Annotated in this window: 17 protein-coding genes; 8 read left to right on the top strand and 9 right to left on the bottom strand. The window is 71.5% G+C overall.

The window, feature by feature from the left end:
- Positions 1–23: 23 nt before the first annotated feature.
- A complete protein-coding gene (locus tag ASD69_RS09735) occupies positions 24–965 on the top strand; it encodes a LysR family transcriptional regulator (protein ID WP_082576409.1) in 942 nt (313 codons plus the stop codon).
- Here ASD69_RS09735 and ASD69_RS09730 read toward each other — a convergent pair.
- Positions 962–1,324: a hypothetical protein gene (locus tag ASD69_RS09730; RefSeq protein ID WP_056177312.1), complete on the bottom strand. Its 363-nt coding sequence runs from the start codon at positions 1,322–1,324 to the stop codon at positions 962–964. The genes ASD69_RS09735 and ASD69_RS09730 overlap by 4 nt on opposite strands.
- Before the next feature lie 41 nt (positions 1,325–1,365).
- Positions 1,366–1,890 carry a hypothetical protein gene (locus tag ASD69_RS09725; RefSeq protein WP_056177311.1) on the bottom strand — a complete coding sequence of 175 codons (525 nt, stop codon included), beginning with the start codon at positions 1,888–1,890 and terminating at the stop codon, positions 1,366–1,368.
- 121 nt (positions 1,891–2,011) lie between these two features.
- On the opposite strand from ASD69_RS09725, the gene rmuC reads away from it, so the two are divergent.
- Complete coding sequence (gene rmuC / locus ASD69_RS09720; protein WP_056177309.1) at positions 2,012–3,367, top strand: DNA recombination protein RmuC; 1,356 nt, start codon at positions 2,012–2,014, stop codon at positions 3,365–3,367.
- A gap of 455 nt (positions 3,368–3,822) precedes the next feature.
- On the opposite strand, the gene ASD69_RS09715 is transcribed toward rmuC, so the two are convergent.
- From ASD69_RS09715 to ASD69_RS09690, 6 genes are all read right to left on the bottom strand, one after another.
- A complete protein-coding gene (locus ASD69_RS09715) occupies positions 3,823–5,154 on the bottom strand; it encodes a VacJ family lipoprotein (protein WP_343123759.1) in 1,332 nt (443 codons plus the stop codon).
- Positions 5,155–5,228: 74 nt separating this feature from the next.
- The gene (locus ASD69_RS09710) at positions 5,229–5,510 is read right to left on the bottom strand and encodes an STAS domain-containing protein (protein WP_056177307.1); all 282 of its coding nucleotides are present in this window, start codon (positions 5,508–5,510) and stop codon (positions 5,229–5,231) included.
- A gap of 2 nt (positions 5,511–5,512) precedes the next feature.
- Positions 5,513–6,169 (bottom strand): ABC transporter substrate-binding protein, encoded by a 657-nt coding sequence (locus ASD69_RS09705; protein ID WP_056177305.1) that lies wholly within the window; start codon positions 6,167–6,169, stop codon positions 5,513–5,515.
- The gene (gene mlaD, locus ASD69_RS09700) at positions 6,166–6,744 is read right to left on the bottom strand and encodes an outer membrane lipid asymmetry maintenance protein MlaD (RefSeq protein ID WP_056177303.1); all 579 of its coding nucleotides are present in this window, start codon (positions 6,742–6,744) and stop codon (positions 6,166–6,168) included. The genes ASD69_RS09705 and mlaD overlap by 4 nt, the downstream gene beginning before the upstream one ends.
- Before the next feature lie 37 nt (positions 6,745–6,781).
- A complete protein-coding gene (locus ASD69_RS09695; RefSeq protein WP_056177300.1) occupies positions 6,782–7,531 on the bottom strand; it encodes an MlaE family lipid ABC transporter permease subunit in 750 nt (249 codons plus the stop codon).
- Complete coding sequence (locus ASD69_RS09690; RefSeq protein WP_056177298.1) at positions 7,531–8,319, bottom strand: ATP-binding cassette domain-containing protein; 789 nt, start codon at positions 8,317–8,319, stop codon at positions 7,531–7,533. The genes ASD69_RS09695 and ASD69_RS09690 overlap by 1 nt, the downstream gene beginning before the upstream one ends.
- Positions 8,320–8,784: 465 nt before the next feature.
- Here ASD69_RS09690 and recC point away from each other — a divergent pair, with 465 nt between their 5' ends.
- From recC to recD, 3 genes are read left to right on the top strand one after another with little or no spacing between them, the layout of a single operon-like run.
- Positions 8,785–12,129: an exodeoxyribonuclease V subunit gamma gene (recC, locus tag ASD69_RS09685; protein WP_056177296.1), complete on the top strand. Its 3,345-nt coding sequence runs from the start codon at positions 8,785–8,787 to the stop codon at positions 12,127–12,129.
- Positions 12,126–15,785, top strand: coding sequence for an exodeoxyribonuclease V subunit beta (recB, locus tag ASD69_RS09680; protein ID WP_082576408.1), 3,660 nt, complete (start codon positions 12,126–12,128; stop codon positions 15,783–15,785). The genes recC and recB overlap by 4 nt, the downstream gene beginning before the upstream one ends.
- Entirely contained in the window at positions 15,782–17,599 is a 1,818-nt protein-coding gene (gene recD / locus ASD69_RS09675) for an exodeoxyribonuclease V subunit alpha (RefSeq protein ID WP_056177294.1), read from the top strand. Before recB ends, recD begins: the two co-directional genes overlap by 4 nt.
- A 262-nt stretch (positions 17,600–17,861) precedes the next feature.
- On the opposite strand, the gene ASD69_RS09670 is transcribed toward recD, so the two are convergent.
- On the bottom strand, positions 17,862–18,947 hold the full coding sequence (locus tag ASD69_RS09670; protein ID WP_056177292.1) for a LysR family transcriptional regulator: 1,086 nt from the start codon (positions 18,945–18,947) through the stop codon (positions 17,862–17,864).
- A 75-nt stretch (positions 18,948–19,022) separates the two neighbouring features.
- On the opposite strand from ASD69_RS09670, the gene ASD69_RS22980 reads away from it, so the two are divergent.
- Genes ASD69_RS22980 through ASD69_RS09655 form a run of 3 tightly spaced genes read left to right on the top strand, consistent with a single transcriptional unit; the run spans position 19,023 to position 21,546 of the window.
- On the top strand, positions 19,023–19,385 hold the full coding sequence (locus ASD69_RS22980) for a DUF2798 domain-containing protein (protein WP_082576407.1): 363 nt from the start codon (positions 19,023–19,025) through the stop codon (positions 19,383–19,385).
- On the top strand, positions 19,382–20,323 hold the full coding sequence (locus tag ASD69_RS09660) for an SDR family oxidoreductase (RefSeq protein WP_056177289.1): 942 nt from the start codon (positions 19,382–19,384) through the stop codon (positions 20,321–20,323). Before ASD69_RS22980 ends, ASD69_RS09660 begins: the two co-directional genes overlap by 4 nt.
- Positions 20,320–21,546, top strand: coding sequence for an efflux RND transporter periplasmic adaptor subunit (locus ASD69_RS09655; RefSeq protein ID WP_082576406.1), 1,227 nt, complete (start codon positions 20,320–20,322; stop codon positions 21,544–21,546). Before ASD69_RS09660 ends, ASD69_RS09655 begins: the two co-directional genes overlap by 4 nt.
- The last annotated feature ends 9 nt before the right edge of the window (positions 21,547–21,555 follow it).

Here is a 21,555-nt window from a genome sequence, read left to right as displayed (position 1 = left end):
GGACGTGCTTAAACTGTTTCCCCATGTCAACAATCCCTCAGGGGCGCCTCCCCGTCCCCGACCTCGCCGGCCTGCTCGCCTTCCTGCGCGTGGCCGAGCTGGGCAGCTTCGTGCGCGCGGCCGACGCCCTGGGCCTGTCCAAGGCCGCGGTCAGCAAGCAGGTCTCGGCGCTGGAAGGGCGGCTGGGCACGCGCCTGCTGCACCGGACCACGCGCCGGCTCAGCCTGACCGAGGCCGGCCAGGCCTATCTGCGCCATGCCCAGTCGGCCTTCGCCGAGGCGCGCGCGGCCGAGGATGCCGTCGCCGGCACCGGCGAAGTGGTGCAGGGCCGGTTGCGCGTGTCGGTGCCGATGAGCTTCGGCGTGCTGCATGTCGCCCCGCACGTGGGCGACTTCCTCACCCAGTACCCGCAGATCGACATGGACCTGCAGCTGGACGACCGCCCCACCGACCTGGTGATGGAAAGCCAGGACCTGGCGATCCGTCTGGGCCGGCTGGAAGCGTCCAGCCTGGTGGCGCGCACGATCTCCTACAGCCGCGTCTGGCTATGCGCCTCGCCCGAATACCTGCGGCGGCGCGGCCACCCCCAGCGCCCCGACGAACTGCCCGCGCACGACTGCCTGCATTTCAGCCTGGCCGCGACCGGCCGCACCTGGGAGCTGCGCCATGGCGACGAAGTCGTGCGCGTCGCTCTGGGCGCGCGCCTGGACGCGAACTCCAGCCTGGCCTTGAAGGCCGCCGTGCTCTCCGGCGCCGGCATCGCGCGCATCCCCGAGTTCGCCATCGCCGACGAGATCCGCGACGGCCGCATGCAGCGCGTGCTGCCGCACTGGGAGATCGCCGGCCTGGACGTGCACGCGGTGATGCCGGAGCGGCGCTATGTGCCGGCCAAGGTGCGCGCGTTCGTGGAGTTTTTGGAGGCGCGGTGGAAGCAGAATCCGGGCTGGCTAGGCGCGACGCGCTAGCGAACGGCGGTGGTCTTGGCTTCGTCCAGCGACCGCCCGCAGTGCGCGCAGTAGCGGATGTGCGCATTGAGGACGAAGAACGCCCAGCTTGGGCCGTGCGCGCGCGCGAGGCGGAACTTGCAATGAGGGCAGCGCATGAACAGCACGACCACCAGCTCGATGACGACAAGGGCAAACACGCCTGACAGCAGCGCCGCCCACCAGTAGTCGAAGCACCAGGCCACGAATGCCGATTCGCCGCCGCGTTTGCCAAAGAAGACCACCAGGCAGGCCGTCAAGGCCGGCATCATCACGGCCACTTTGATCGCAAGGCCGATGCGCGCGGTCTGGGTCAGGCGTTGGCGCGTAGTCGAGGTCATGGCGTTCCAGCGTAGTGGCGGGCATAGCGTTGCGACAACGATCAGGCGTCGGATTTCGCGGCCGGAGCCTTCGTGCACTTCTCGTCGATGATCGGTGTCATGTACTGCTTGAGCTTGCCGGCCGTCTGCTGCTCCAGCAACGTGTCCAGATACGCGATGCGCGACTGCGGCTGTTTCGTCAGTACGGCGCTATAGGCGCGCAGCATGCTTTCGACGCCGGCCAATTGCGGCGCGCCAGGATCCTTATCGTCCGGGTGCCCGATCTGATAGGCGCCGTTGCCGAACATCTGCTGCAGCACGTAAATGCCGGCATTCGGCGCGCGGTCGTCCTTGACCAGGGGGCTTACGACGTCGCAGACCACGACGGTGTGATCGGGCGTCTGCATCAGCCAATCCAGCAACCAGGCGCGCATGGAATTGTCCGTATCGCCCAGCAGGTCGTGCTCCAGCGCCTGGGTCAGGCGGATCATTTTGGCGCTGTCGGACTCCGCGGCCGGCTCGGCGGCCTGCGCCGCGGTCCCCAGGCATGCGATCGACAATAGCAGCGCGAGCGACTTGATACGCATGCGGGTTTCCGGCCTTGGACGACGCGGAGTGCGACGACGATGCGCGGCACTATCTCAACCCGATCGCCCTCCCGGCAAGCCGCTTCTTAGCCCCTGAGACCCAGCGGGCTACACTGTCGCCATGGCCGAAACCCCGCTGCTGCTGACCCTGTTGTTGATCGCCGTGCTGGTGGCGATCGTGTTGCTGATCGTGCTGTTGCTGCGCAAGCCCGACGGGCGCCTGGAGCAGTCGCTGCGCGAGGAACAGCGCGAGGGGCGCGGAGAATTGCGCCAGCAGCTCGACAGCCTGTCGTCGGCGCAGGAGCAGCGCATCGAGGGCTTCGGCGGCCGCCTCACCGAACTCACCCAGCGTACCGACCAACGCCTGGATCAGCTGGTGGTCACCCTGACCGACGATGCGCGCAAGGGCCGCGGCGAGGCGGCGGAGCTGCAGCAGCGTTTCGCCGAAGGCCTGGGCCAGCGCCTCAACGAGCTCACCCAGCGCAACGAGCTGCGCCTGGGCGAGCTGCGCACCACCTTGGAACAGCGTCTGCGCGAGCTGCAGGCCGACAACACCGCCAAGCTCGAGCAGATGCGCGCGACCGTGGACGAGAAGCTGCAGACCACGCTGGAAACGCGCCTGGGCGAATCCTTCCGTCTGGTATCCGAGCGCCTGGAACAGGTCCAGCGCGGCCTGGGCGAGATGCAGCAGCTGGCCAACGGCGTCGGCGACCTCAAGCGCGTGCTGACCAACGTCAAGACCCGCGGCACCTTCGGCGAAGTGCAGCTGGGCGCGCTGCTGGAGCAGGTGCTCACGATCGAGCAATACGACAGCAACGTCGCCACCGTTCCCGGCAGTGGCGAGCGCGTCGAATACGCGGTGCGCCTGCCCGGCACCACGCCGGAACAACCGGTGCGGCTGCCGATCGACGCCAAGTTCCCGCGCGAAGACTACGAGCGCATGCTCGATGCCCAGGACCGCGCCGATCCCGAGGCGCTGGCGATCGCCGCCGCCGGCCTGGAGCGTCAGGTCAAGGTCGAAGCCAAGCGCATCCGCGACAAATACCTGGCGCCGCCGCACACCACCGACTTCGCGCTGCTGTTCCTGCCCACCGAAGGCTTGTACGCCGAGGTGCTGCGCCGGCCGGGGCTGTTCGAGACGCTGCAGCGCGATTTCCGCGTCACATTGGTCGGGCCGACCACGTTGCTGGCCTTGCTCAACAGCCTGCAGATGGGCTTCCGCACGCTGGCGATCGAACAGCGCTCCAGCGAAGTCTGGCAGCTGCTGGGCGCGGTCAAGAACGAGTTCGGCAAGTTCGCCGGCGTGCTGGAGAAGACCCGCACGCAGCTGGATACGGTGCGCAACAGCATCGACGCCGCGGGCGTACGCACGCGCGCGATCGAGCGGCAATTGAAGGGCGTGGAGACACTGCCGGCAGACGAGGCGCGGCGGTTGCTGGGGGCGGATGATTTCGCTGAGGGCGACGATGAGACTTGAGGGTGGGCGACGCTCTCAGAAACAAAGCCTCTGATTTCCCTTCTCCCGCTGGCGGGAGAAGGTGCCCGCAGGGCGGGTGAGGGCAGCGACTGAGGTTGGAGCTAAGCGCCTGCGGCGGCGGCCCTCACCCCAACCCACACCCCGGCCCGACCGCACAGCGGTCGGGCGTTCGGCCCAGCGCGAGCCAGTGGCTCGCGCCGCGCCTCACCCCGCAAGCGGGAGAGGGGCTCAGTACGCAGAGCCTTTGATTCGCCTTCTCCCGCTGGCGGGAGAAGGTGCCCGCAGGGCGGATGAGGGCAGCGGTCGAGGTTGAGGCTGCGCGCTTGCGGCGGCCCTCAGCCCAACCCCTCTCCCGCAGGCGGGAGAGGGGCTAGATGGCGTCGGGTCTTTGTTTTCCCTACTCCCAGCGGGAGAGGAGCACATCGCGTGGAATGTTCGACCCGCGCTACTGAGCTTCAACGGTTGTAATTCGCGTCCGTCGGCATCAGCGGCATGGCATCGGCCGGCACGCTGGGGTTGCTATCGTCGCGCAGGTAGTCCGGCAGGCCCTGGTCTTCGGCGTCCATGCGGTCGCCGAAGATCTGGTAGTCGCGGCGCTGCATCCAGGAATCGCGGACCAGGGTGTAGTCGTCCTCGGCGCCTTCGCGCAGGGCGTCGGTGGGCATCAGCTGGGCGCGCACGTCGACCAGCTGCAGGCCCTGGATCGGGATGCGGATGCGGTCGCGTTCGACCTGGCGCAACGGGCTCAGCGGGGCGTCGCCGACCGCGCCGAAGGCGTCGCGCACGGTGCGCGGGCCAAACAGCGGCAGTTCCAGGTAGCGCGAGCGCTTCCAGCCCCAGATGCCCAGGGTTTGGCCGAAGTCCTCGCTGCGGTTGGGCAGCTTGGCGTCGCTGGCCGGGTCGAAGATGCCGCCGATGCCGACCGTGCTGTTGAGCGCGAAACGGCCCAGCGACTGCGCAGCCTGCTTGGGCTTGCCCTGCAGCAGGGCGTTGACCGCCGACACCGGCTGGCCGAGGTTGTTGAAGAAGTTGCTCACGCCCAGGCGCACCGGCCGCGGCACCACGCGCACGTAGGCGCGCGCGAGCGGCTTGGCGATGACGCGATCCACCGCGTTGTTGAAGCGGTGCATCTTGCGGTTGTAGCGCTCCCACGGGTCGTAGATGGTCGGCAGCGAGGCCGGCGCGGGCAGCGTCGGGTCGGCGACCGGATCGTATTCCTGCGACTGCGCGCCGTAGAGCGCGTCGAAATCGCGCTCGGCTTGCGTGCGCTGATCGGCCGGACTGGCTACGCCGGCGTCCGCTGCGGCGGTGGCGTCGACGGCCGGGGCCGCGGCCGCGTCCTGGGCCGCCTGCTGCGCGGCTTCCGCCGCTGCCGCCGCGCCGGCCGCGGTCGCGGTGTCGGCCACCGCCTCGATGTCGGCCGGCGTGGAAGCGTCCAGCGCGGAGACGGACGCGGCGTTGGACGCCTGCGCTGCCGCGGTGGCGGAGGCTCTCGCGTCGGCGGCGGCCGCGGCGGCGCGCTGGGCGGCGTCGGCGGCTTCCGCTTCGGCCATGACGGCCGACCGTGCCTGCGCGGCCGCGTCCGCTTCGGCGGGCGTAGCGGCGGTCGGCTGGGTCGCGCCGTCCTCGATCTTTCGGCGGCAGGCCAGGGCCGCGTCCGCGCTGCCGTCGCCGGCGGCCAGACAGGATTCGAAGGTCTCGCGCTGCTGCGCCGACATCTGTTGTGCGTTGGCCGCCAACGGCAACAGGACGAGGGCGAGAGCGATTACGGGGGTGGGGGAGCGCATGGTCGCAGTCTATTCGCTAAGGGCGGCCCGGCCATGTCCCTGAGGCGATGGCGACCGCAACGGTGTGTTCGGGATCAGCTGGAAAAGCCCAATCCCTCGTCGAGTCGGTACGCGGCACGCAGCTCGGTCAGGCCGGGCGGGGTGCCGATCACGCTTACGCCGGGCGCGCGCGCGGCGAGTTCGGCCAACAGCGCCAGACCGGCGCTGTCGACCTCGCTGACCGCGCTCAGGTCCAGCCGGCGCAGGTCCTTCAACAGCGGCTGCGCCTGCCGCCACAACGCCGCCACCGCCGCGCGCTCGAGCGCGCCGGCGAACACCAGCGCCTCGCCTTCGCGTCGGACCGTGGCCGCGCTCATGCTCAGTTGCCCTGGGCCTGGGCCTGCAGACGGCCGGCCTGGATGTCGGCGGCCACCTGGGGGATGGTCTTTTGCTTGAGCGGGGTGTCGAACTGGTTGCGGAAGGTCTGCACGAAGCTCACGCCTTCCACCATCACGTCGAACACCTTCCAGTTCGCGCCGACCTTGCGCATCAGGTAATCCACCGGCACCGGCTCGCCGCCCTGGCGCAGGTATTCGCTGGACACCTTGACGATGGCGCCGCCGCGCAGCGGAGTCTCGGACTTGATCCGCACCTGCAGCTTGGCGTTGAAGTCCAGCAGCGAGGAACCGTAGCGCTGCATCAGGCTGGTGCTGAGCGCGTCGGCGAACAGCTTGACGTCGGCGTCGGAGGCGCCGCGGCCGTGCGCGCCCAGGACCAGGCGCGCCGCGTAGTCGCGGTCGAACATCTGGTTGAACTCGGTGGCGATGAACTTGCTCAGCGCGCCGCGGTTCTTGGTGAACTCGGCGCGGCGCGCCTCCAGCGTGCTCAGGATGCGGGTGCTGTTGCTCAGCACCATCTGGCTGGGCGATCCGGCCGGCGCGGTCGCGGCCGGTTGCGCGGACTGCGCGAACACGATCGCCGGCGCGGCGGCGAGCAGCGCCGAGGCGATTACGAGGGAAATGAGGTTGCGCTTCATGGCTTGCTCTCGTCGTGGGTGGGGGCGGCGTCGCCCTTGGGGGCATCGCCTTGTAAATACGCCGGCACGTCTTCGGCGGCGGGGGTCGCGGCTTCCTTCTTGTCGCCGCCCTGGGCGCCGCCACCGCTGAACATGTATTTGCCGACCAGCTGGATCAAGTCCACCGCCGGCTGGGTCAGGAAGATCTCGTCGCCGGGCTTGAGCGGCTCCGGATCGCCGCCCGGGGTCAGGCCGATATAGCTCTCGCCCAGTAGGCCGCTGGTGAAGATGCCGGCCGAGGTATCGGCGGGCAGGCCCTTGTACTGGCTATTGATCGCCAGGGTGACCTTGGACTCGAAGGTCTTGGGGTCGAGTTCGATGTTGGCGACCTGGCCCACCGCGACACCGCCGATCTTGACCGGCGCGTTCGGGCGCAGCGCGCCGATGGTGGTGAAGCGGGCCTTGAGCGCGTAGCTGTCGCCGCCGAAGCCCCACTTGCCGTTGGTGGAGGCGATCGCCAGCACCAGCAGCGAGGCCAGGGCGAGCAACAGGAACGCGCCGACGGCGAATTCGATGCGGGGACTGCGGACGGACATGAGGTGGGTCTCCGAAACTCTATGCGCGGGCGATGCTTTACTTAAACAACAACGCGGACATGACGAAGTTGAACATCAGCACCAGCAAGGACGCGTTGACCACCGCCTTGGTGGTCGCGACCGAGGTGCCTTCGATGGTCGGCTCGGCGTGGTAGCCGACGTAGGCCGCGACCAGCGCCGCGATCGCGCCGAACACGCCCGACTTCAACAGGGCCACGCAGAAGTCGTCGACGAAATCGACGTTGTCCTTCAGCGCCGGCCAGAAATAGCCCGGGTCCAGGCCGATCACGTGCACCGCTTCCAGATAGCTGGCGGCGATCGCGAAGCTGCAGAAGAACCCGGTCAGCAGCGGCACGCTCAGCACCGCTGCCCAGAAGCGCGGCGCGACCGCCTTGCCGACCGGATCGATCGCCATCAGGCCCAGCGCGGTGATCTGGTCGGTGGCGCGCATCAGGCCCAGCTCGGCCGCGATCGAGCTGCCGGCGCGGCCGATGAACAGCAGCGCGGTCAGCACCGGGCCCAGTTCGCGGTACAGCGACAGGCCCAACAGGGTGCTCAGCGAGTTGCTGGCGCCGAAGGTGGCGAGCGTGCGGTAGCCCTGCAGGGTCAGCACCAGGCCCACGAACGCGCCGCCAACGGCGATGATCGGCAGCGAACGTGCGCCGATCTTGTAGATTTCGCGAATCAGCTCGCGGAAAAAGTCCGGAGTCGGCTTGGAGGCCCGGAACACCGACAGGGTGAACAGGCCGGCGCGGCCGAGCTGGCGGGTGGCGTCGACGAAGGCCATCACGCGGCCTCCGCCGTGCGCGGCGCGGCATCGAAGGCGATCGGGCCGTCGGGCTGGCCGCGCAGGAACTGCTGCACCAGCGGGTCGCTGCTGGCTTCCAGGTCCGCCGGGGTGCCGGAGAAGACGATGCCGCCGTTGGCGATCACGATGGCGTGGTCGGCCACCGGCAGGGTTTCGTGCACGTGGTGGGTCACGATGATGCTGGTCAGGCCCAGGGTGTCGTTGAGGCGGCGCACCAGGCTCATGACCACGCCCGAGGCGATCGGGTCCAGGCCGGTCAGCGGTTCGTCGTAGATCATCAGCGGCGGGTCCAGGGCCAGCGCGCGCGCCAGCGCGACCCGGCGCGCCATGCCGCCGGAGAGTTCGCGCGGATAGGCGTCGGCGGCCGCGCGCAGGCCGACCGCGTTGAGCTTCATCAGCACCAGACGGCGGATCAGCGCGTCAGGCAGATCGGTATGCGTGCGCAGCGGCAGGGCCACGTTCTCGGCCGCGGTCAGGTCGGTGAGCAGGCCGTTGCCCTGCAGCAGCACGCCCAGGCCCTTGCGCAGTTCGAGCAGCGCGCGCGAGGGCCGCGGCACTTCGCGGCCCAGCACTTCGACCCGGCCCGCGGCCGGCGCGAGTTCGCCGGTCAATGCCGACAGCAGGGTCGACTTGCCGCTGCCCGAGGGGCCCAGCACCGCGACGATGCTGCCGCGCGGCACCGACAGGTTGATGTCGCGCAGCACGGCGCGGCCGCCGCGATCCAGTCGCAGGTCGGTCAGGCGGACGATGGGCGTTTCGGTCGTCATGCTGGGGGGCGTCATCCGGAGAGGTGCGGCCGCACGCGGCCCGCGCGGGGTCGCAAGTTTCGGCAGCTTGGCGGGCTGAGGCTGAACGGGGGATGCGGTGCGGTCATTGTCGCAGGTTCGGCGGCGACGCTACGCAAGGCGGTGTCGTCATGGTGTCGGCCGATCCTGGACGGCCCGGATTAAGAAGGTTTTAAGCGCCGTGTTCCAGCCGGGCGCGTCGTCACTGTCGATCCGCCATCCCCGCGAAGGCGGGGATCCAGTGACTTCAGCGCGTGTGCCGGCGTCGTGCGCGAACGGCCGAGACAGATGATTTCCACGGCGCTATGGCGGTCGCGTCGCCAGCGGCAGGTCGACCAAGTCACTGGATTCCCGCCTTCGCGGGAATGACGAATCGGGGGTGACGCGGGTCGTCGTAGCCAGTCCCGATTCTCCATTCCCCAATCCCGATTCCGGCAAGATGTCGCGATGCCCGGCCGTCCCGACTTCCGCCTCTACCACTCCAATGCGCTGGACGTGCTGGCTGGACTGCTGGCACAGGAACTGCGCACGCCCGTGCCCGGGCGGTCGGTGCTGGCGCCGGAGGTGGTGCTGATCCCGCAGGTGGCGATGCGGCGCTGGCTGCAGGCGACCCTGGCCCAGACCTACGGGATCGCCGCCAACCTGGAATTCCTGACCCCCGGCGAGTTCGTGCAGCGCGCGTTGGACGCCAACGTGGCCGGCATCGAGGACGACATCGGCGCCGAGGCGCTGCGCTGGCGGCTCTATAAGGAACTCTCGCATCCGGCCGCGCTGCGCGAACCGGCGCTGGCCGAGCTGCGCGCCTATCTGTCCGGCGCCGACCCGCTCAAGCCCTGGTCGCTGGCCGGCGAGCTGGCGGGCCTGTTCGAGAAATACCAGGCCTGGCGCCGCGATTGGCTGCGCGCCTGGGACCAAGGCCAGGATCGCGACGATGCTCAGGCCGCGCTGTGGCGCCGCGTCGCCGGCGCCAGCCGCTACCGCGCGCGTCGCATCGGCGACTATCTGGCGCGCTACGGCGGCGACGGCGCGGAGGTGCCCGACGGTCTGCCGCCGCGCCTGTTCGCCTTCGCCACCCTCAACGTCTCGCCCGACGTGCTGCGCGTGATCGCCACCCAGGCCCGCGCCGGCGTGCTGCATTTCTATCTGCCCACGCCCAGCCGCAAATACTGGGGCGATCTGGCCAGTTACGGCGAACGCCTGCGCCTGCTCGATGCCGACGCGTCGGCGCAGGAGGCCGACGAGAACCCGCTGCTGCAGGCCTGGGGCGCGGCCGGCCGCGACTTCATGGCGGTGCTGGGCGGTTACGAAGTGGTGCACCCCTCCGGCGAGATCGCGGCCTACGCCGACCCCGAAACCGACCCCGCCGACGATCCCGCGCGCGACAGCCTGCTGCGGCGCCTGCAGCGCGACCTGCTGCATCGGCGCGCGCCGGCGGTGCCGGGCTGGCGCGCGGCGGTCGATAGCGCCGACCCCAGCCTGCAGGTGCATACCTGCCACACCCGCCTGCGCGAGGTGCAGGTGCTGCACGATCAACTGCGCGGCCTGCTCGAGGACCCGCGCTTCGATCCGCCGCTGCAGCCGCGCGAGATCGCGGTGCTCGCGCCCGACATCGATCCCTACGCGCCGCACATCGCGGCGGTGTTCGGCGGCCTGGCCGGGCGCCCGGGCTTCATTCCGTATGCGCTGGCCGACGTGAGCCCGCTCGCGGCCGAGCCGCTGGCCGACGTGTTTCTGCGCCTGCTCGCGCTGCCGGTCTCGCGCTTCGGCCTCAGCGAGATCCTCGACCTGCTGGCCGCGCCGGCGATCGCCGCCGCCGCCGGCCTGGATGCGCCGGCGCTGGAGCGCCTGCACACCTGGTTGCACGAGGCCGGTGCGCGCTGGGGCATCGACGACGCCCACCGCGCACGCCACGACGCTCCGGCCGACGACGCTTACACGTGGCGGTTCGCTCTGGATCGTCTGCTGATCGGGCACGCCAGCGGCGCCGACGAGGACATCGCGGGCGTCGCGCCCTATACCGAGCTCGAAGGCAGCGCCCTGGACGCCCTGGACGCGCTGATCCGCTTGCTGCGCGTGCTGGCGCGCAACGAACGCGCGCTGAGCGCGGCGATGCCGCCGGCGCAGTGGCGCGACCGCCTGCTCGGCTTGCTGCAGGCGCTGCTGCCGCGGCGCCCGCACGACGCCGGCGATCAACGCACCCTGGAGCGCCTGCGTCTGCTGGTGGAGACCTTCGCGCGCGATGCTGCCCGCGCCGGCTTCGATGCGCCGGTGCCGGCCGAAGTGGTGCGCGCGCATTTCCGCGCCGCCCTCGGCGAGGCCGACACGCGCGCGCCGCTGCTCACCGGCGGCGTGAGCTTCGGCCGCATGGTGCCGATGCGCCTGATCCCGTTCCGCGCGATCTGCCTGCTCGGCATGAACGACGGCGACTACCCGCGCCGCGATCCGGTCGGCGGCCTCAACCGCCTGGCCGCCGAGCTGGGCACCGCCGCGCGCCGCCACGGCGACCGTTCGCTGCGCGAGGACGATCGTTTTCTGTTCCTGCAGTTGTTCGTGGCCGCCTCCGAGGTGCTGTACCTGAGCTACCTGGGCGCCGACCCGCGCGACGGCAGCCTGCGCGAGCCCTCGCCGCTGGTGTCGGAACTGCTGGACGTGGCCGCGCGCTACCACCAGGCACCGGACCTCGCGCGCGCCGCGCTGACCGTGCGCGAGCCCTTGCAGCCGTTCTCGCCGGCCGCGTTCGGCGCCGGCGACCACGGCGAGGCCGCGCCGGAACCGCGCCGCTACAGCTATCGCGGCGAGTGGCAGCCCGCCGCGCAAGCGGGCGGCGAGGCCCGCATCGAGCTCGGGCCCTGGATCGACGCGCCGCTGGCGCCGATGGATGCGACCGCGCCGGCCATCGCCCTGGCCGATCTGCGCGCCTTCCTGCGCGATCCGCCCGGCGCCTTCCTGCGCCAGCGCCTCAACCTGCGCCTGCCCGACGCCGGCGCCGCCGTCGACGATGTCGAGCCGCTGCTGCTGCCCGGTCGCGGCCTGCAGCGCCAGCAACTGCAGTACGCGGTGTACGAGGCCCTGCTGGCCGGACGCGGTGAGGATCTGCAGGCGCAACTGCGCGCGCGCGCCTTGCTGCCGTCAGGTCCGCTGGGCCGGCGCCAGCTCGACAGCCTGCTCGCGGAAGTGCGCCCCTATGCCGAGGCCTTCGCGCAGTGGCGCGAACAGCAGGCGCCGCAGTCGCAGCACTTCGAACTCGAGCTCGGTGCCGGCCGCCTGCACGGCCGCGTCGACGATCTCTACGCCGCCGGGCTGGCGCGCCTGCGCTTCGGCAAACTGCACGGGCCCGCGCAGATCGCCCACGGGTTGGACTGGCTGGTGCTGTCGGCGCTGGGCGATGCGCGTCCCTTGGCGCAGTTCGCGGAGGCAGCCGGTGGCGTCGGCCCGCAGCTGCGCGCCGCCGCATCGCCCGCGCGGGCGCGCGCCGCGCTGGACGCGCTGCTGCGCCTGCGCGCGCACGGTCTGCGTGAGCCGCTGCCGTTCCTGCCGCGCGCCGGCTGGCTGTGGTACGCGGCCGATGCGGAGGGCCGCGACGCCTGGAACCAGGCCGCGCTGCAATGGCACGGCGGCACTCACAGCTGGAGCGAAGCCGAGGCCAGCGGCGCGCGCCTGGCGTTGCGCGGCCGCGACCCGTTCGCCGCGGCGAACGCGGACGGCGCCGACCTGGCCGAAGAATTCCGCGCGATCGCGCGGCTGGTGTTCGACGCCGTGGTGCACGCGCGCAGCGAAGAGGACGCGCGATGAGCGGGCATACGCGCGATCTGTTCGACGAGCCGCCGCCGGCGCCCGAGCCCGGCGCGGACGACGCCTACCTGCGCCTGCCGCTGCACGGCCTGCAGTTGATCGAGGCCAGCGCCGGCACCGGCAAGACCTACACCCTGGCCACTTTGGTCACGCGCCTGGTGATCGAGCGCGGCCTGCGCGTGGGCCAGATCCTCGCGGTCACCTTCACCGACGCGGCCACCCAGGAACTGCGCGAGCGCCTGCGCAAGCGCCTGCTGCTGGCCGCGCGCATCGCCGCCGACGATCCGGCCCTGGCCATCGGCGAGGACGACGGCGAACGCGCGGTCACGCGCGCGCTGATCGCCGCGCGTTTGCGCGAGGAAGCACCGTCGGCCTTGCGCGCGCGCCTGGCCCGCGCCGCGCGCGAGATCGACCTGGCCGCGGTGGTGACCATCCACGGCTTCTGCGCGCGTGTGCTCAGCGAACACGCGCTGGAGACCGGCCAGGCCTTCCTGGCCCCGGAGATGATCGGCAGCGATCGCGACCTGCGCGACGAGGTCGCGGTGGATCTGTGGCGCTCGCTGGGCACCGACGCGGTCGCGGCCGAACAGCTGCAGGCGCGCTGGCCCGCCGGTCCCGCCGCCCTGGCCGCGGACTTGGGGCCGCTGCTGCGCGCCGCGCGCCTCAAGCCCGCGCTGCCCGCGCCCACGCCCGATCCCTTGCCGCTGCTGCAGGCGCGCGCGGCCGCCCTGCGCGAGCGCTATCGCCAGCACGGCGCACAGGCCTTCAACGATATCGAAGCCGCGATGGCCGCCAAGGTGCTCAACGGCCAGACCTGGCGCGCCGAATTGCCGGGCGCGCTGCGCGAGGCGCTGACGCGCTGGTGCGCGAACGAAGACGCAGCCGCGCGCATCGAGCCGCGCATCGACCGCATGACCCCGGCCGCGCTCGCCGAGCGCACCAACAAGGGCAAGCAGGCGCAGACCCCGAGCTCGCCGCTGTTCGTCGCCATCGCCGACTATCTCGAGGCCGCGGCCGCGCGCGCGCAATGGCTGGACGCGCAGGGCCTGGCCCTGGTCCACCGCGTGCGCGAGGACGCCGCCGCGCGCCTGGCCGAGCTCAAGCGCGTGCGCCGCGTGCAGACCTACGACGATCTCATCGACGGCGTCGCCCAGGCCTTGAGCGGCCCGCATGCCGGCGCCCTGGTCGCGCGGCTGCGCGCGCAGTACGCCGTCGCCCTGGTCGACGAATTCCAGGACACCGACGCGCGCCAGTGGGCGATCTTCGAACGTGTGTTCGGGCCCGACGGGCGCGAAGGCGGCAGCCTGTTCGTGATCGGCGATCCCAAGCAGGCGATCTACGGCTTCCGCGGCGGCGACGTGCACACCTATCTGGCGGCCGCGGCCCAGGCCGAGCTGGCGCCGCCGCTGCTGCGCAATTTCCGTTCGCGGCCGTCGCTGCTGCGCGCGGTGCAGGCCCTGTACCAACGCGCGGGCGCGGACGCCTTCGTCGACGCGCGCATCCGCTTCCTCGAAGTCGAGCCCGGCGGCAGCGTCGCCGACGCGGCCCTGTCGCGTCACGGCCGGCGCGCGCCCGCGCTGACCCTGCGCCGCCTGCCCGCGCCCGACGACGGCGTCGGCTCCGCCAAGGGCCGCGCGCAATGGAGCGCACCGGACTCGCGCGAGCTGGCCACGCGCGCCTGCGTGGCCGCGATCCACGCCTGGCTCGCCGACGCGCGCGCCGGGCAGGCCACGCTGGACGGGCGCGCGCTGCAACCGGCCGACATCGCCGTGCTGGTGCGCAGCCACGACGAGGCCGCGCGCATGCAGCGCGCCCTGGTCGCCGCCGGCATCCCCGCGGTCGCGGCCGGACGCCAGAGCGTGTTCGCGACCGAGCAGGCCCTGGAGTTGCTGGCGCTGTTCGAGGCCCTGCTCCAACCCGGCGATCACGGCCGCCTGCGCGGCGCCCTGGCCAGCGTGTTCCTGGGCCTGGACGCGCGTGCGATCGCGCGCATGGACGTCGAAGACGCCTGGCAACGCGACTGGCAGCTGCGCGCGCTGGAATGGCGCGAACGCTGGCAGCGTCACGGCCCACTGGCCCTGGTCGCCGACCTGTGCGCGCAGCAGGCGCCGCGCCTGCTCGCCTTGGGCGACGGCGAACGCCGCCTGACCAATCTGCTGCAATTGGGCGAAGTGCTGCAGGAGGCCGACGCCCAGGCGCTGGGCCTGCACGGCCTGGTCGATTGGCTGCGCCTGCGTATCGCCGAGGCCGACGACAACGACGAACAACAGCAGCTGCGTCTGGAATCGGACGCGCGCCGCGTGCAGATCCTGACCCTGCACAAGAGCAAGGGCCTGGAGTTCGGCCTGGTGTTCCTGCCGTTCGCCGCGATCGGTCGCGAGCCGCGCGGCGGGCGTCACTGCGAATACCCCGACGACGACGGCCGCGTGCTGCAACTGGAAGGCGAGCACGACGACGCCGGCACGCCGGTCTGGGGCGAGGCGCGCGTGCGCGCCGCGCGCGAGTCCGCCGCCGAGGACGCGCGCCTGCTCTATGTCGGCCTGACCCGCGCCCGCCACGCGCTGTGGCTGGCGACCGGGCCGCTGTACCTGAGCGCATCGACGCCGCTGGCGCCGATGCTGGATGCGCCCGAGGCGCTGGACAGCGGCGACGCCGGCGATATCGAAATCGACGATCGCGCGCTGGAGCCGCGCCCCGCACCGCTGCCTCCGATCGCGCCCGCGGCGGTGCCGTCCGCGCGCAGCCTGCGCCGCGGGCTGCCGCGCGATTGGTGGGTGCACAGCTTCACCCAGCTCACCCGCGAGGACGCCGGCAGCAGGGTCCAGGACGAACACGGCGCGCAGGACGAACCCGAGCCGCTGGCGTTGCCCGCGCCCAGCGAGCTGCCGATCGACGCGATGGAGCTGCGCTTCTCCGGCAGCCGCTTCGGCAACGCCGTGCACACCGCGCTGGAGCGCTGCGACTTCGCCGCCTGGGGCGATTGGCGCCGCCTGGGCGCGATACCCGACGGACAGGAGGCGCTGCTGCGCACGGCCCTGCACGAACAGGGCTATACCGAGGCCGACGTCGACGACGGCGGCCTGGACACGCTGGCGCGCCTGGTCGGCGCGACCCTGACCGCGACCCTGCCCGAAGGCGCGCGCCTGGCCGACCTGCCGCCGGCCGCCTTGCGCGCCGAGATGGAATTCCATTTCGCGCTCAACGACGCCTCCACCACGGCCCTGCTGGAACTGCTGCACGCGCACGGCTGGCTGCGCGCGCGCCAGGCCTTCGGCCATCGGCGCCGGCTCGATGGTCTGATGACCGGCAAGATCGACTTGGTCTATGCGCACGAAGGCCGCTATTACCTGCTCGACTACAAGACCAACCGCCTGCCGTCCTACGACGCGGCCGCGATCGAGCGCGCGATGGACGACAGCGAGTACACCCTGCAATCGTTGATCTACACCTTGGCCCTGCACCGCTGGCTGCGCTTCCGGCTCGGCGCCGACTACGACTACGCGCGCGATTTCGGCGGCACTCGTTATCTGTTCTGCCGCGGTCTGGATCCGATGCGATCCGATGAAGAAGGCGCGGGCATCCACGCCGAAGTGCCGCCGCGCGCGCTGGTCGAGGCCTTGGACGCGCTGTTCGGCGGCGCGGGTGGCGCGCCATGAGCCTGCTCGACGCCCTGCTGCGGCGCGGCTTGGTGCGCAGCGTCGATCACGCGCTGGCGCAATCGCTGCGCCGGTTGGATCCGGCCACGCCCGAGCTGGTGCAGGCCGGCGCCGCGCTGGCCGCGCGCGCGATCGCCGATGGCCATGCGGCGTTCGATGTCGCCCGACCCGACGAGGACATCGGCGCGGCGGTGCTGGTCGAACCCGCGCAATGGCTGGCGGCGTTGCGCGCCTCGCCCTGGATCGCCCAGCCCGGCGACGACGGCATCGCCGATCCGGGCGCGCCGCTGGTGCTGGAGCGCGGTCTGCTCTATTTGCGTCGTTACCGCGAATACGAACGCCGCCTGGCCGCGCGCCTGCGCGCGCTGGCCGCGCAAGCGTCGCCGCCGGCCGACACCGCCGCGCTCGCGCCCCTGTTCGCGAGCTTGTTTCCGCACGCACGCGACGGCGACCACCAAGCGCGCGCGGCCGCGCTGGCCTTGGCGCGTTCGCTGCTGCTGGTCACCGGCGGGCCCGGCACCGGCAAGACCACCACGGTCGCGCGTCTGCTGTTGTTGTTGATCGCGCAGGCGCAGCGCGCGGGCGCGCCGCCGCCGCGGATCGCGCTGGCGGCGCCGACCGGCCGCGCTGCCGAGCGCATGGCCGAAAGCCTGCGCGCCGCCGCCGCCACCCTGCGTATGCTGCCCGGCGTCGACCCGGCCTGGTGCGACGCGCTGCCGGTGGAGGCGCGCACCCTGCATCGTCTGCTCGGCAGCCTGCCCGACAGCCCGCGCTTCCGCCACGACGCGCGCGATCCGCTGGCCTACGACGCGGTGGTGATCGACGAAGCCTCGATGGTCGATCTGCCGCTGATGTGCAAACTGGTCGAGGCCGTGCCCGACGGCGCGCGCCTGATCCTGCTCGGCGACCGCGACCAGCTGCCGTCGGTGGAAGCCGGCGACGTGCTGGCCGCGATCGTCGACGCGGCCGGCGAAGACGAGGCGCTGCCGGCGTCGATCGAACGCCTGCTGCAACCACTGCTCGGCGAGGGGCCGATCGCGGAAACCGCCGCCGCGCCGCTGGCCGGCCACCGAGTGCACCTGCAACGCGGCTACCGCCAGGCCGACAGCCTGGACCTGGCGCCGCTGGCCGAAGCCACCCGCGCCGGCGATGCCGACACCGCGCTGGCCCTGCTGCGCGACGGCGCGCTGCGCGGCGTGAGTTTCCACGAGGACGCGATCGATCCGCTGGTCGGTGCCGGCCGCGAGCGCCTGCTCGGCGAATGGCGTGCGCTGGCCGCGGTCGACGACCCCGCCCAGGCCTTGGCCCTGGCCGGCCGCGTGCGCCTGCTGACCGCGCTGCGCGACGGTGCGCAGGGCGCCGCGCCCTTGAACGCGCGCATCGAAGAGGCGCTGGCCGGCAGCCATCGCGCGGCCTACTTCCATGGCCGCCTGCTGCTGATCACCGAGAACAGCTACCGCCACGGTCTGTTCAACGGCGACATCGGCGTCTGCCTGCGTCCCGCCGACGGCGAGGGCAGCGTGGTCTGGTTCGCCGGCGGCAGCGAAGGCGTGCGCGGCTATTACCCGGCCGCCTTGCCCGCCCACACGGGCGCGTTCGCGATGACCGTGCACAAGGCCCAGGGCTCGGAGTTCGACCGGGTGTGGCTGCAACTGCCGCGCGCGGATGCGCGCAGCCTGTCGCGCGAATTGCTCTACACCGGCATGACCCGCGCGCGCCGCGAGCTGCATCTGTGCGCGAGCGAGGCGGTGCTGCGCGCGGCGCTATCGCGCCATGCGATGCGGGTGTCGGGGTTGGCGGCGCGCTTGCGCTAGCCCCGCTCCCGCCACTAGCCGTCCCTTCTCCCGCTTGCGGGAGAAGGTGCCCGAAGGGCGGATGAGGGCAGTGCATGAGGTTGGAGCCCAGCGCCTGCACCGACCCTCAACCCGCCAGCGGGAGAGGGGCTAAAGAAAGAAGGAGCACATCGGACTGGTAGGGCGCGGCGACAACCGCACTGGCGCGGCCGGCCGGGTATGGCGATGGTGCGGTTCGCTACGCTCACCGCACCCTACGGCCGCAGTCGTATTCGAAGCCGGCTCAGGCCAGCTCCGCATCCTCGCTGTCGTGCACCGCGCCGGCCACGATCGCATCGACCTCGACTTCCGGCGAGGCCTTGCTGGGGCGCTGCTTGGCGACCTTGGCCAGCTCGGCCGCGATCGCCGCCGAGGCGTCCTCGGAGGCCTTGCGGAAGCGCTGGCGGTCCGGGCACAGCACCTGCATGTAGTCGGCGTCGAAGTTCAGCCGCTCGACCAGGAAGTCGACGAAGGCGCGCACCTTGGGCGACTGCACCTGGCCGCGCGGGAACACCGCGTTGAAGTCCATCTCCGGCCCGGTCCAGCCGGCCAGCACGCGCTGCACGTAGCCTTGTTCGGCATAGGCCTTGACGGTGACGTCGCTGGCCAGCATCAGGCCCTCGCCGCACAGCAGCGCGCCCTTGAGCGCGCCCGGATCGTTGGCCACCAGCACCGGATCGACGCGGTAGTCGATGCTGCGGTCGCCGTCGCTGAGCGTCCACACGTAGGCGCCGTTGCGCCGCGACTTCTGCATCGCCAGGGTACGGTGATGCTGCAGATCGTCCGGGTGCAGCGGTTCGCCGTGGCGGGCCAGATAGTTCGGGCTGGCGTAGACCTGGGTGCGGAACACCGCCAGGCGGCGCGCGATCAGGTTGGAGTCGGGCAGCTCGCCCACGCGCAGGGCGACGTCGATTTCCTTGTCGATGATGTCCAGCGGTTCGTTGGTCAGCAGCATCTCCAGGCGCACCTCGGGGTGGCGCGCGTGGAACTCGCCCAGCAGCGGCGCGATCCAGGTGATGCCGACCGAGTAGGGCGCGGTGAAGCGCAACCAGCCGCGCGGGCCGCCCTGGAGCTGGCCGACCGCGCTTTCGGCCTCGTCCAGCTCGCGCGCGATGCGCTGGCAGTGCTCGTAATAGATGTTGCCGGCCTCGGTCAGGCCGAGCTTGCGGGTCGTGCGATGCAGCAGCTGCGCGCCCAGGCGCGCCTCCAGGTCCTGCACCTTGCGGCTGACCGTGGTCTTGGGGAGCCGCAGCGCACGCGCTGCGGAGATGAAGCTGCCGTGCTCGACCACCTTGACGAAGATCAGGGTGTCGTTGAGATCGCGGGCCATGGGGGACTCCGGATGTGGGATGACGGGAGGGGCCGTCTCGGGACTGGCTAGGGGGCCGAGCCGGGCATTAGCCCGATGTCGGGACAATTATTCCCTGAATCAACGGCTAATCAAGTGCCGTTCGTGCGCCTAGTCTTTGTCGCACACCCGGAACCCCCTGCCGCCCCCATGTTGACCGCCCGCCAAGCCCGCCTCGCCTTCCTGCCGCTGATGATGATAGCGATGTCAGCCTTGATCGTGCTGGCCGCCATCGTGTTCCGCCAAGGCCTGTCCGAAGGCACGGAAGAGGCCTGGATGCTGGCCTGGGTGCTGGCTTTCACGGTCGCCCTGCCGACCGCGATGCTGGTGCTGCCGGCGATCGGCGCCCTGCTGTCCCACCACACCCGCCGCGAAACCATCCCGCTGATGGGAGAAAAAATCCCGGGAGCGGGACAATGAAATCCCCCCTGGTGATCCTGGGCGCCACCGGCGGCGTCGGCCGCGGCGTGGTCCAGGCCGCGATCAAGGCCGGCTGGCCGGTGATCGCGGTGGCCCGCGGCGGCCGCGAGCTCAAGCTATTGCGAGCGGCCTACCCCGAGGCCGACCTGACCGTGCTCAGCGGCTCGGTCGCCAGCGACGCCGACGGCGCCAAGCTCGCGCGCGCCCTGCGCAAGCTCGGGCGCCCGCTGGCCGGCGTGGTCGCCGCGGTCTGCGGCAGCAACGAGCGCGGCCGCCTGCTCGATCACCCGGCCGCGTTCCTGCGCCGCAAGCTCGACGAAGACCTGCTGCCGCACCTGGCCGCCGCCCGCCACCTGCTGCCGCTGCTGGCCGAGGGCGACCGCGGCGGCAGCTACGTGCTGATCGGCGGCCCCGGCAGCGAACACCCCTGGGCCGGCTACGGCCATCGCTCGATCGGCGCGGCCGCGCTGCGCATGCTGGCGCGCGTGCTGCACGACGAAGCCCGGCAGATGTCGGTGCGCGTGCAGCTGCTCGCGGTCGACATGCCCGTGCGCACCGAGCTCAACGGCTGCCATGCCTGCCCGGAATGGCCCAGCGCCCTGTCGATCGGCCAGCGCGCGCTGGCGCTGATCGAACAGGCCGAACAACGCAGCGAACCGGCGCGCGCGATCGTCACCTACGCGCGCGCGCTCGGCCCCGGCACGCTGCCTTCTTATGCGGTCGATCTGTCCGACGACATCGACCGCGAACCCGCACCGCCGGCGGCCCAGACCGCGCGCTTGCAGCCAGCCGCCGCCGAATCGACGACGCCAGCGACCGCTACGCAAGATCCGGATAGCCCCGTCGACTCCAAAACGCAACGCTGTCTGCAAGACGCACGCGCGCTGCTGAAAGCGATCACCACTTCGAAAACCAACCAGGAACCCTCCCCACAATGAGCCCTCGCAAAGTCCTCGCCCGCTCCGGCCGCGCCGGCCCCGGGCTCCCCGTACTCGCGCTGGCCGCGAGCGTCGTCATTGCGCTGGCCATGGCCGGCTGCGGCAGCCAGGCCGCCGAATCCGGTGGTGGCGGCATGCCGCCGCCGGCGGAAGTCAGCGTGGCCCAGGTGCTGAGCAAGCAGGTCCGCCAGTGGGACGAATTCACCGGCCGCGTCGCGGCGGTGGAATCGGTCGAACTGCGCCCGCGCGTCAGCGGTTACGTCGAGCGCGTCGCCTATAAGGAAGGCCAGGAGGTCAAGAAGGGCGATCTGCTGTTCGTGATCGACCAGCGCCGCTACCGCGCCGAGCTCAACCGCGCCCAGGCCCAACTGGAACGCGCGCGCGCCGAAGCGCGCCTGGCCCAGACCCAGGACCAGCGCGCCCAGACCCTGGTCGAGGCCAAGGCGATCTCGCGCGAAGAGTTCGAGACCCGCCGCGCCGCGACCACCCAGGGCAACGCCGGCGTGCGCGCCGCCGAGGCCGCGGTGGCCTCGGCCCAGCTGGACCTGACCTTCACCGAAGTGCGCGCGCCGATCAGCGGCCGCGCGGGCCGTGCGCTGACCACCGTCGGCAACCTGGCCCAGGCCGATCAGACCCTGCTGACCACCCTGGTCTCGCAGGATCCGATGTACATCTACTTCGAAAGCGACGAGCAGACCTACTCGCGTTACAACGACCTGGCCCGCAAGGGCGAGCGCGCCGAGAACAAGAACCCGGTCCGCGTCGGCCTGGCCAGCGAAGCCGGCTATCCGCACGAAGGCGCGGTCGACTTCACCGACAATCAGGTCGATCCGACCACCGGCACCATCCGCGCCCGCGCGGTGGTGGCCAATCCGGACCGGATGTTCACGCCCGGCATGTTCGCGCGCGTGCAGCTGGAAGGCAGCGGCGATTTCAAGGCCATGCTGATCGACGACAAGGCCGTGCTCACCGACCAGGACCGCAAGTACGTCTACGTGCTCGGCGCCAAGAGCGAAGCGGTCCGCAAGGACGTGGTGCTCGGTCGCATGATCGACGGTCTGCGCGTGGTCCAGTCGGGCCTGGCGCCGACCGACAAGGTGATCGTGCACGGCGTGCAGAAGATCTTCTTCCCCGGCGCGCCGGTGGCCCCGAAGACCATCGTCATGGGCGCATCCGCGCCGGTGCCGGGTCAGCCGGTCGCCAGCACCGCCGGCGCGAAGTGACGCACGACC

Source organism: Lysobacter sp. Root604 (genome assembly GCF_001427505.1).
In the GTDB taxonomy this organism is placed as follows: domain Bacteria; phylum Pseudomonadota; class Gammaproteobacteria; order Xanthomonadales; family Xanthomonadaceae; genus Lysobacter.
This window is presented reverse-complemented; position numbering and strand designations above follow the sequence as displayed.

Coding starts and splice junctions, on each gene's coding strand:
- ASD69_RS09655 (WP_082576406.1), top strand. CDS start 20,320: ATGAGCCCTCGCAAAGTCCTCGCCCGCTCCGGCCGCGCCGGCCCCGGG.
- recB (WP_082576408.1), top strand. CDS start 12,126: ATGAGCGGGCATACGCGCGATCTGTTCGACGAGCCGCCGCCGGCGCCC.
- ASD69_RS09735 (WP_082576409.1), top strand. CDS start 24: ATGTCAACAATCCCTCAGGGGCGCCTCCCCGTCCCCGACCTCGCCGGC.
- ASD69_RS09710 (WP_056177307.1), bottom strand. CDS start 5,510: ATGAGCGCGGCCACGGTCCGACGCGAAGGCGAGGCGCTGGTGTTCGCC.
- ASD69_RS09695 (WP_056177300.1), bottom strand. CDS start 7,531: ATGGCCTTCGTCGACGCCACCCGCCAGCTCGGCCGCGCCGGCCTGTTC.
- ASD69_RS09670 (WP_056177292.1), bottom strand. CDS start 18,947: ATGGCCCGCGATCTCAACGACACCCTGATCTTCGTCAAGGTGGTCGAG.
- ASD69_RS09715 (WP_343123759.1), bottom strand. CDS start 5,154: ATGCGCTCCCCCACCCCCGTAATCGCTCTCGCCCTCGTCCTGTTGCCG.
- recC (WP_056177296.1), top strand. CDS start 8,785: ATGCCCGGCCGTCCCGACTTCCGCCTCTACCACTCCAATGCGCTGGAC.
- ASD69_RS09725 (WP_056177311.1), bottom strand. CDS start 1,890: ATGCGTATCAAGTCGCTCGCGCTGCTATTGTCGATCGCATGCCTGGGG.
- rmuC (WP_056177309.1), top strand. CDS start 2,012: ATGGCCGAAACCCCGCTGCTGCTGACCCTGTTGTTGATCGCCGTGCTG.
- ASD69_RS09660 (WP_056177289.1), top strand. CDS start 19,382: ATGAAATCCCCCCTGGTGATCCTGGGCGCCACCGGCGGCGTCGGCCGC.
- ASD69_RS22980 (WP_082576407.1), top strand. CDS start 19,023: ATGTCGGGACAATTATTCCCTGAATCAACGGCTAATCAAGTGCCGTTC.
- ASD69_RS09705 (WP_056177305.1), bottom strand. CDS start 6,169: ATGAAGCGCAACCTCATTTCCCTCGTAATCGCCTCGGCGCTGCTCGCC.
- recD (WP_056177294.1), top strand. CDS start 15,782: ATGAGCCTGCTCGACGCCCTGCTGCGGCGCGGCTTGGTGCGCAGCGTC.
- ASD69_RS09730 (WP_056177312.1), bottom strand. CDS start 1,324: ATGACCTCGACTACGCGCCAACGCCTGACCCAGACCGCGCGCATCGGC.
- ASD69_RS09690 (WP_056177298.1), bottom strand. CDS start 8,319: ATGACGACCGAAACGCCCATCGTCCGCCTGACCGACCTGCGACTGGAT.
- mlaD (WP_056177303.1), bottom strand. CDS start 6,744: ATGTCCGTCCGCAGTCCCCGCATCGAATTCGCCGTCGGCGCGTTCCTG.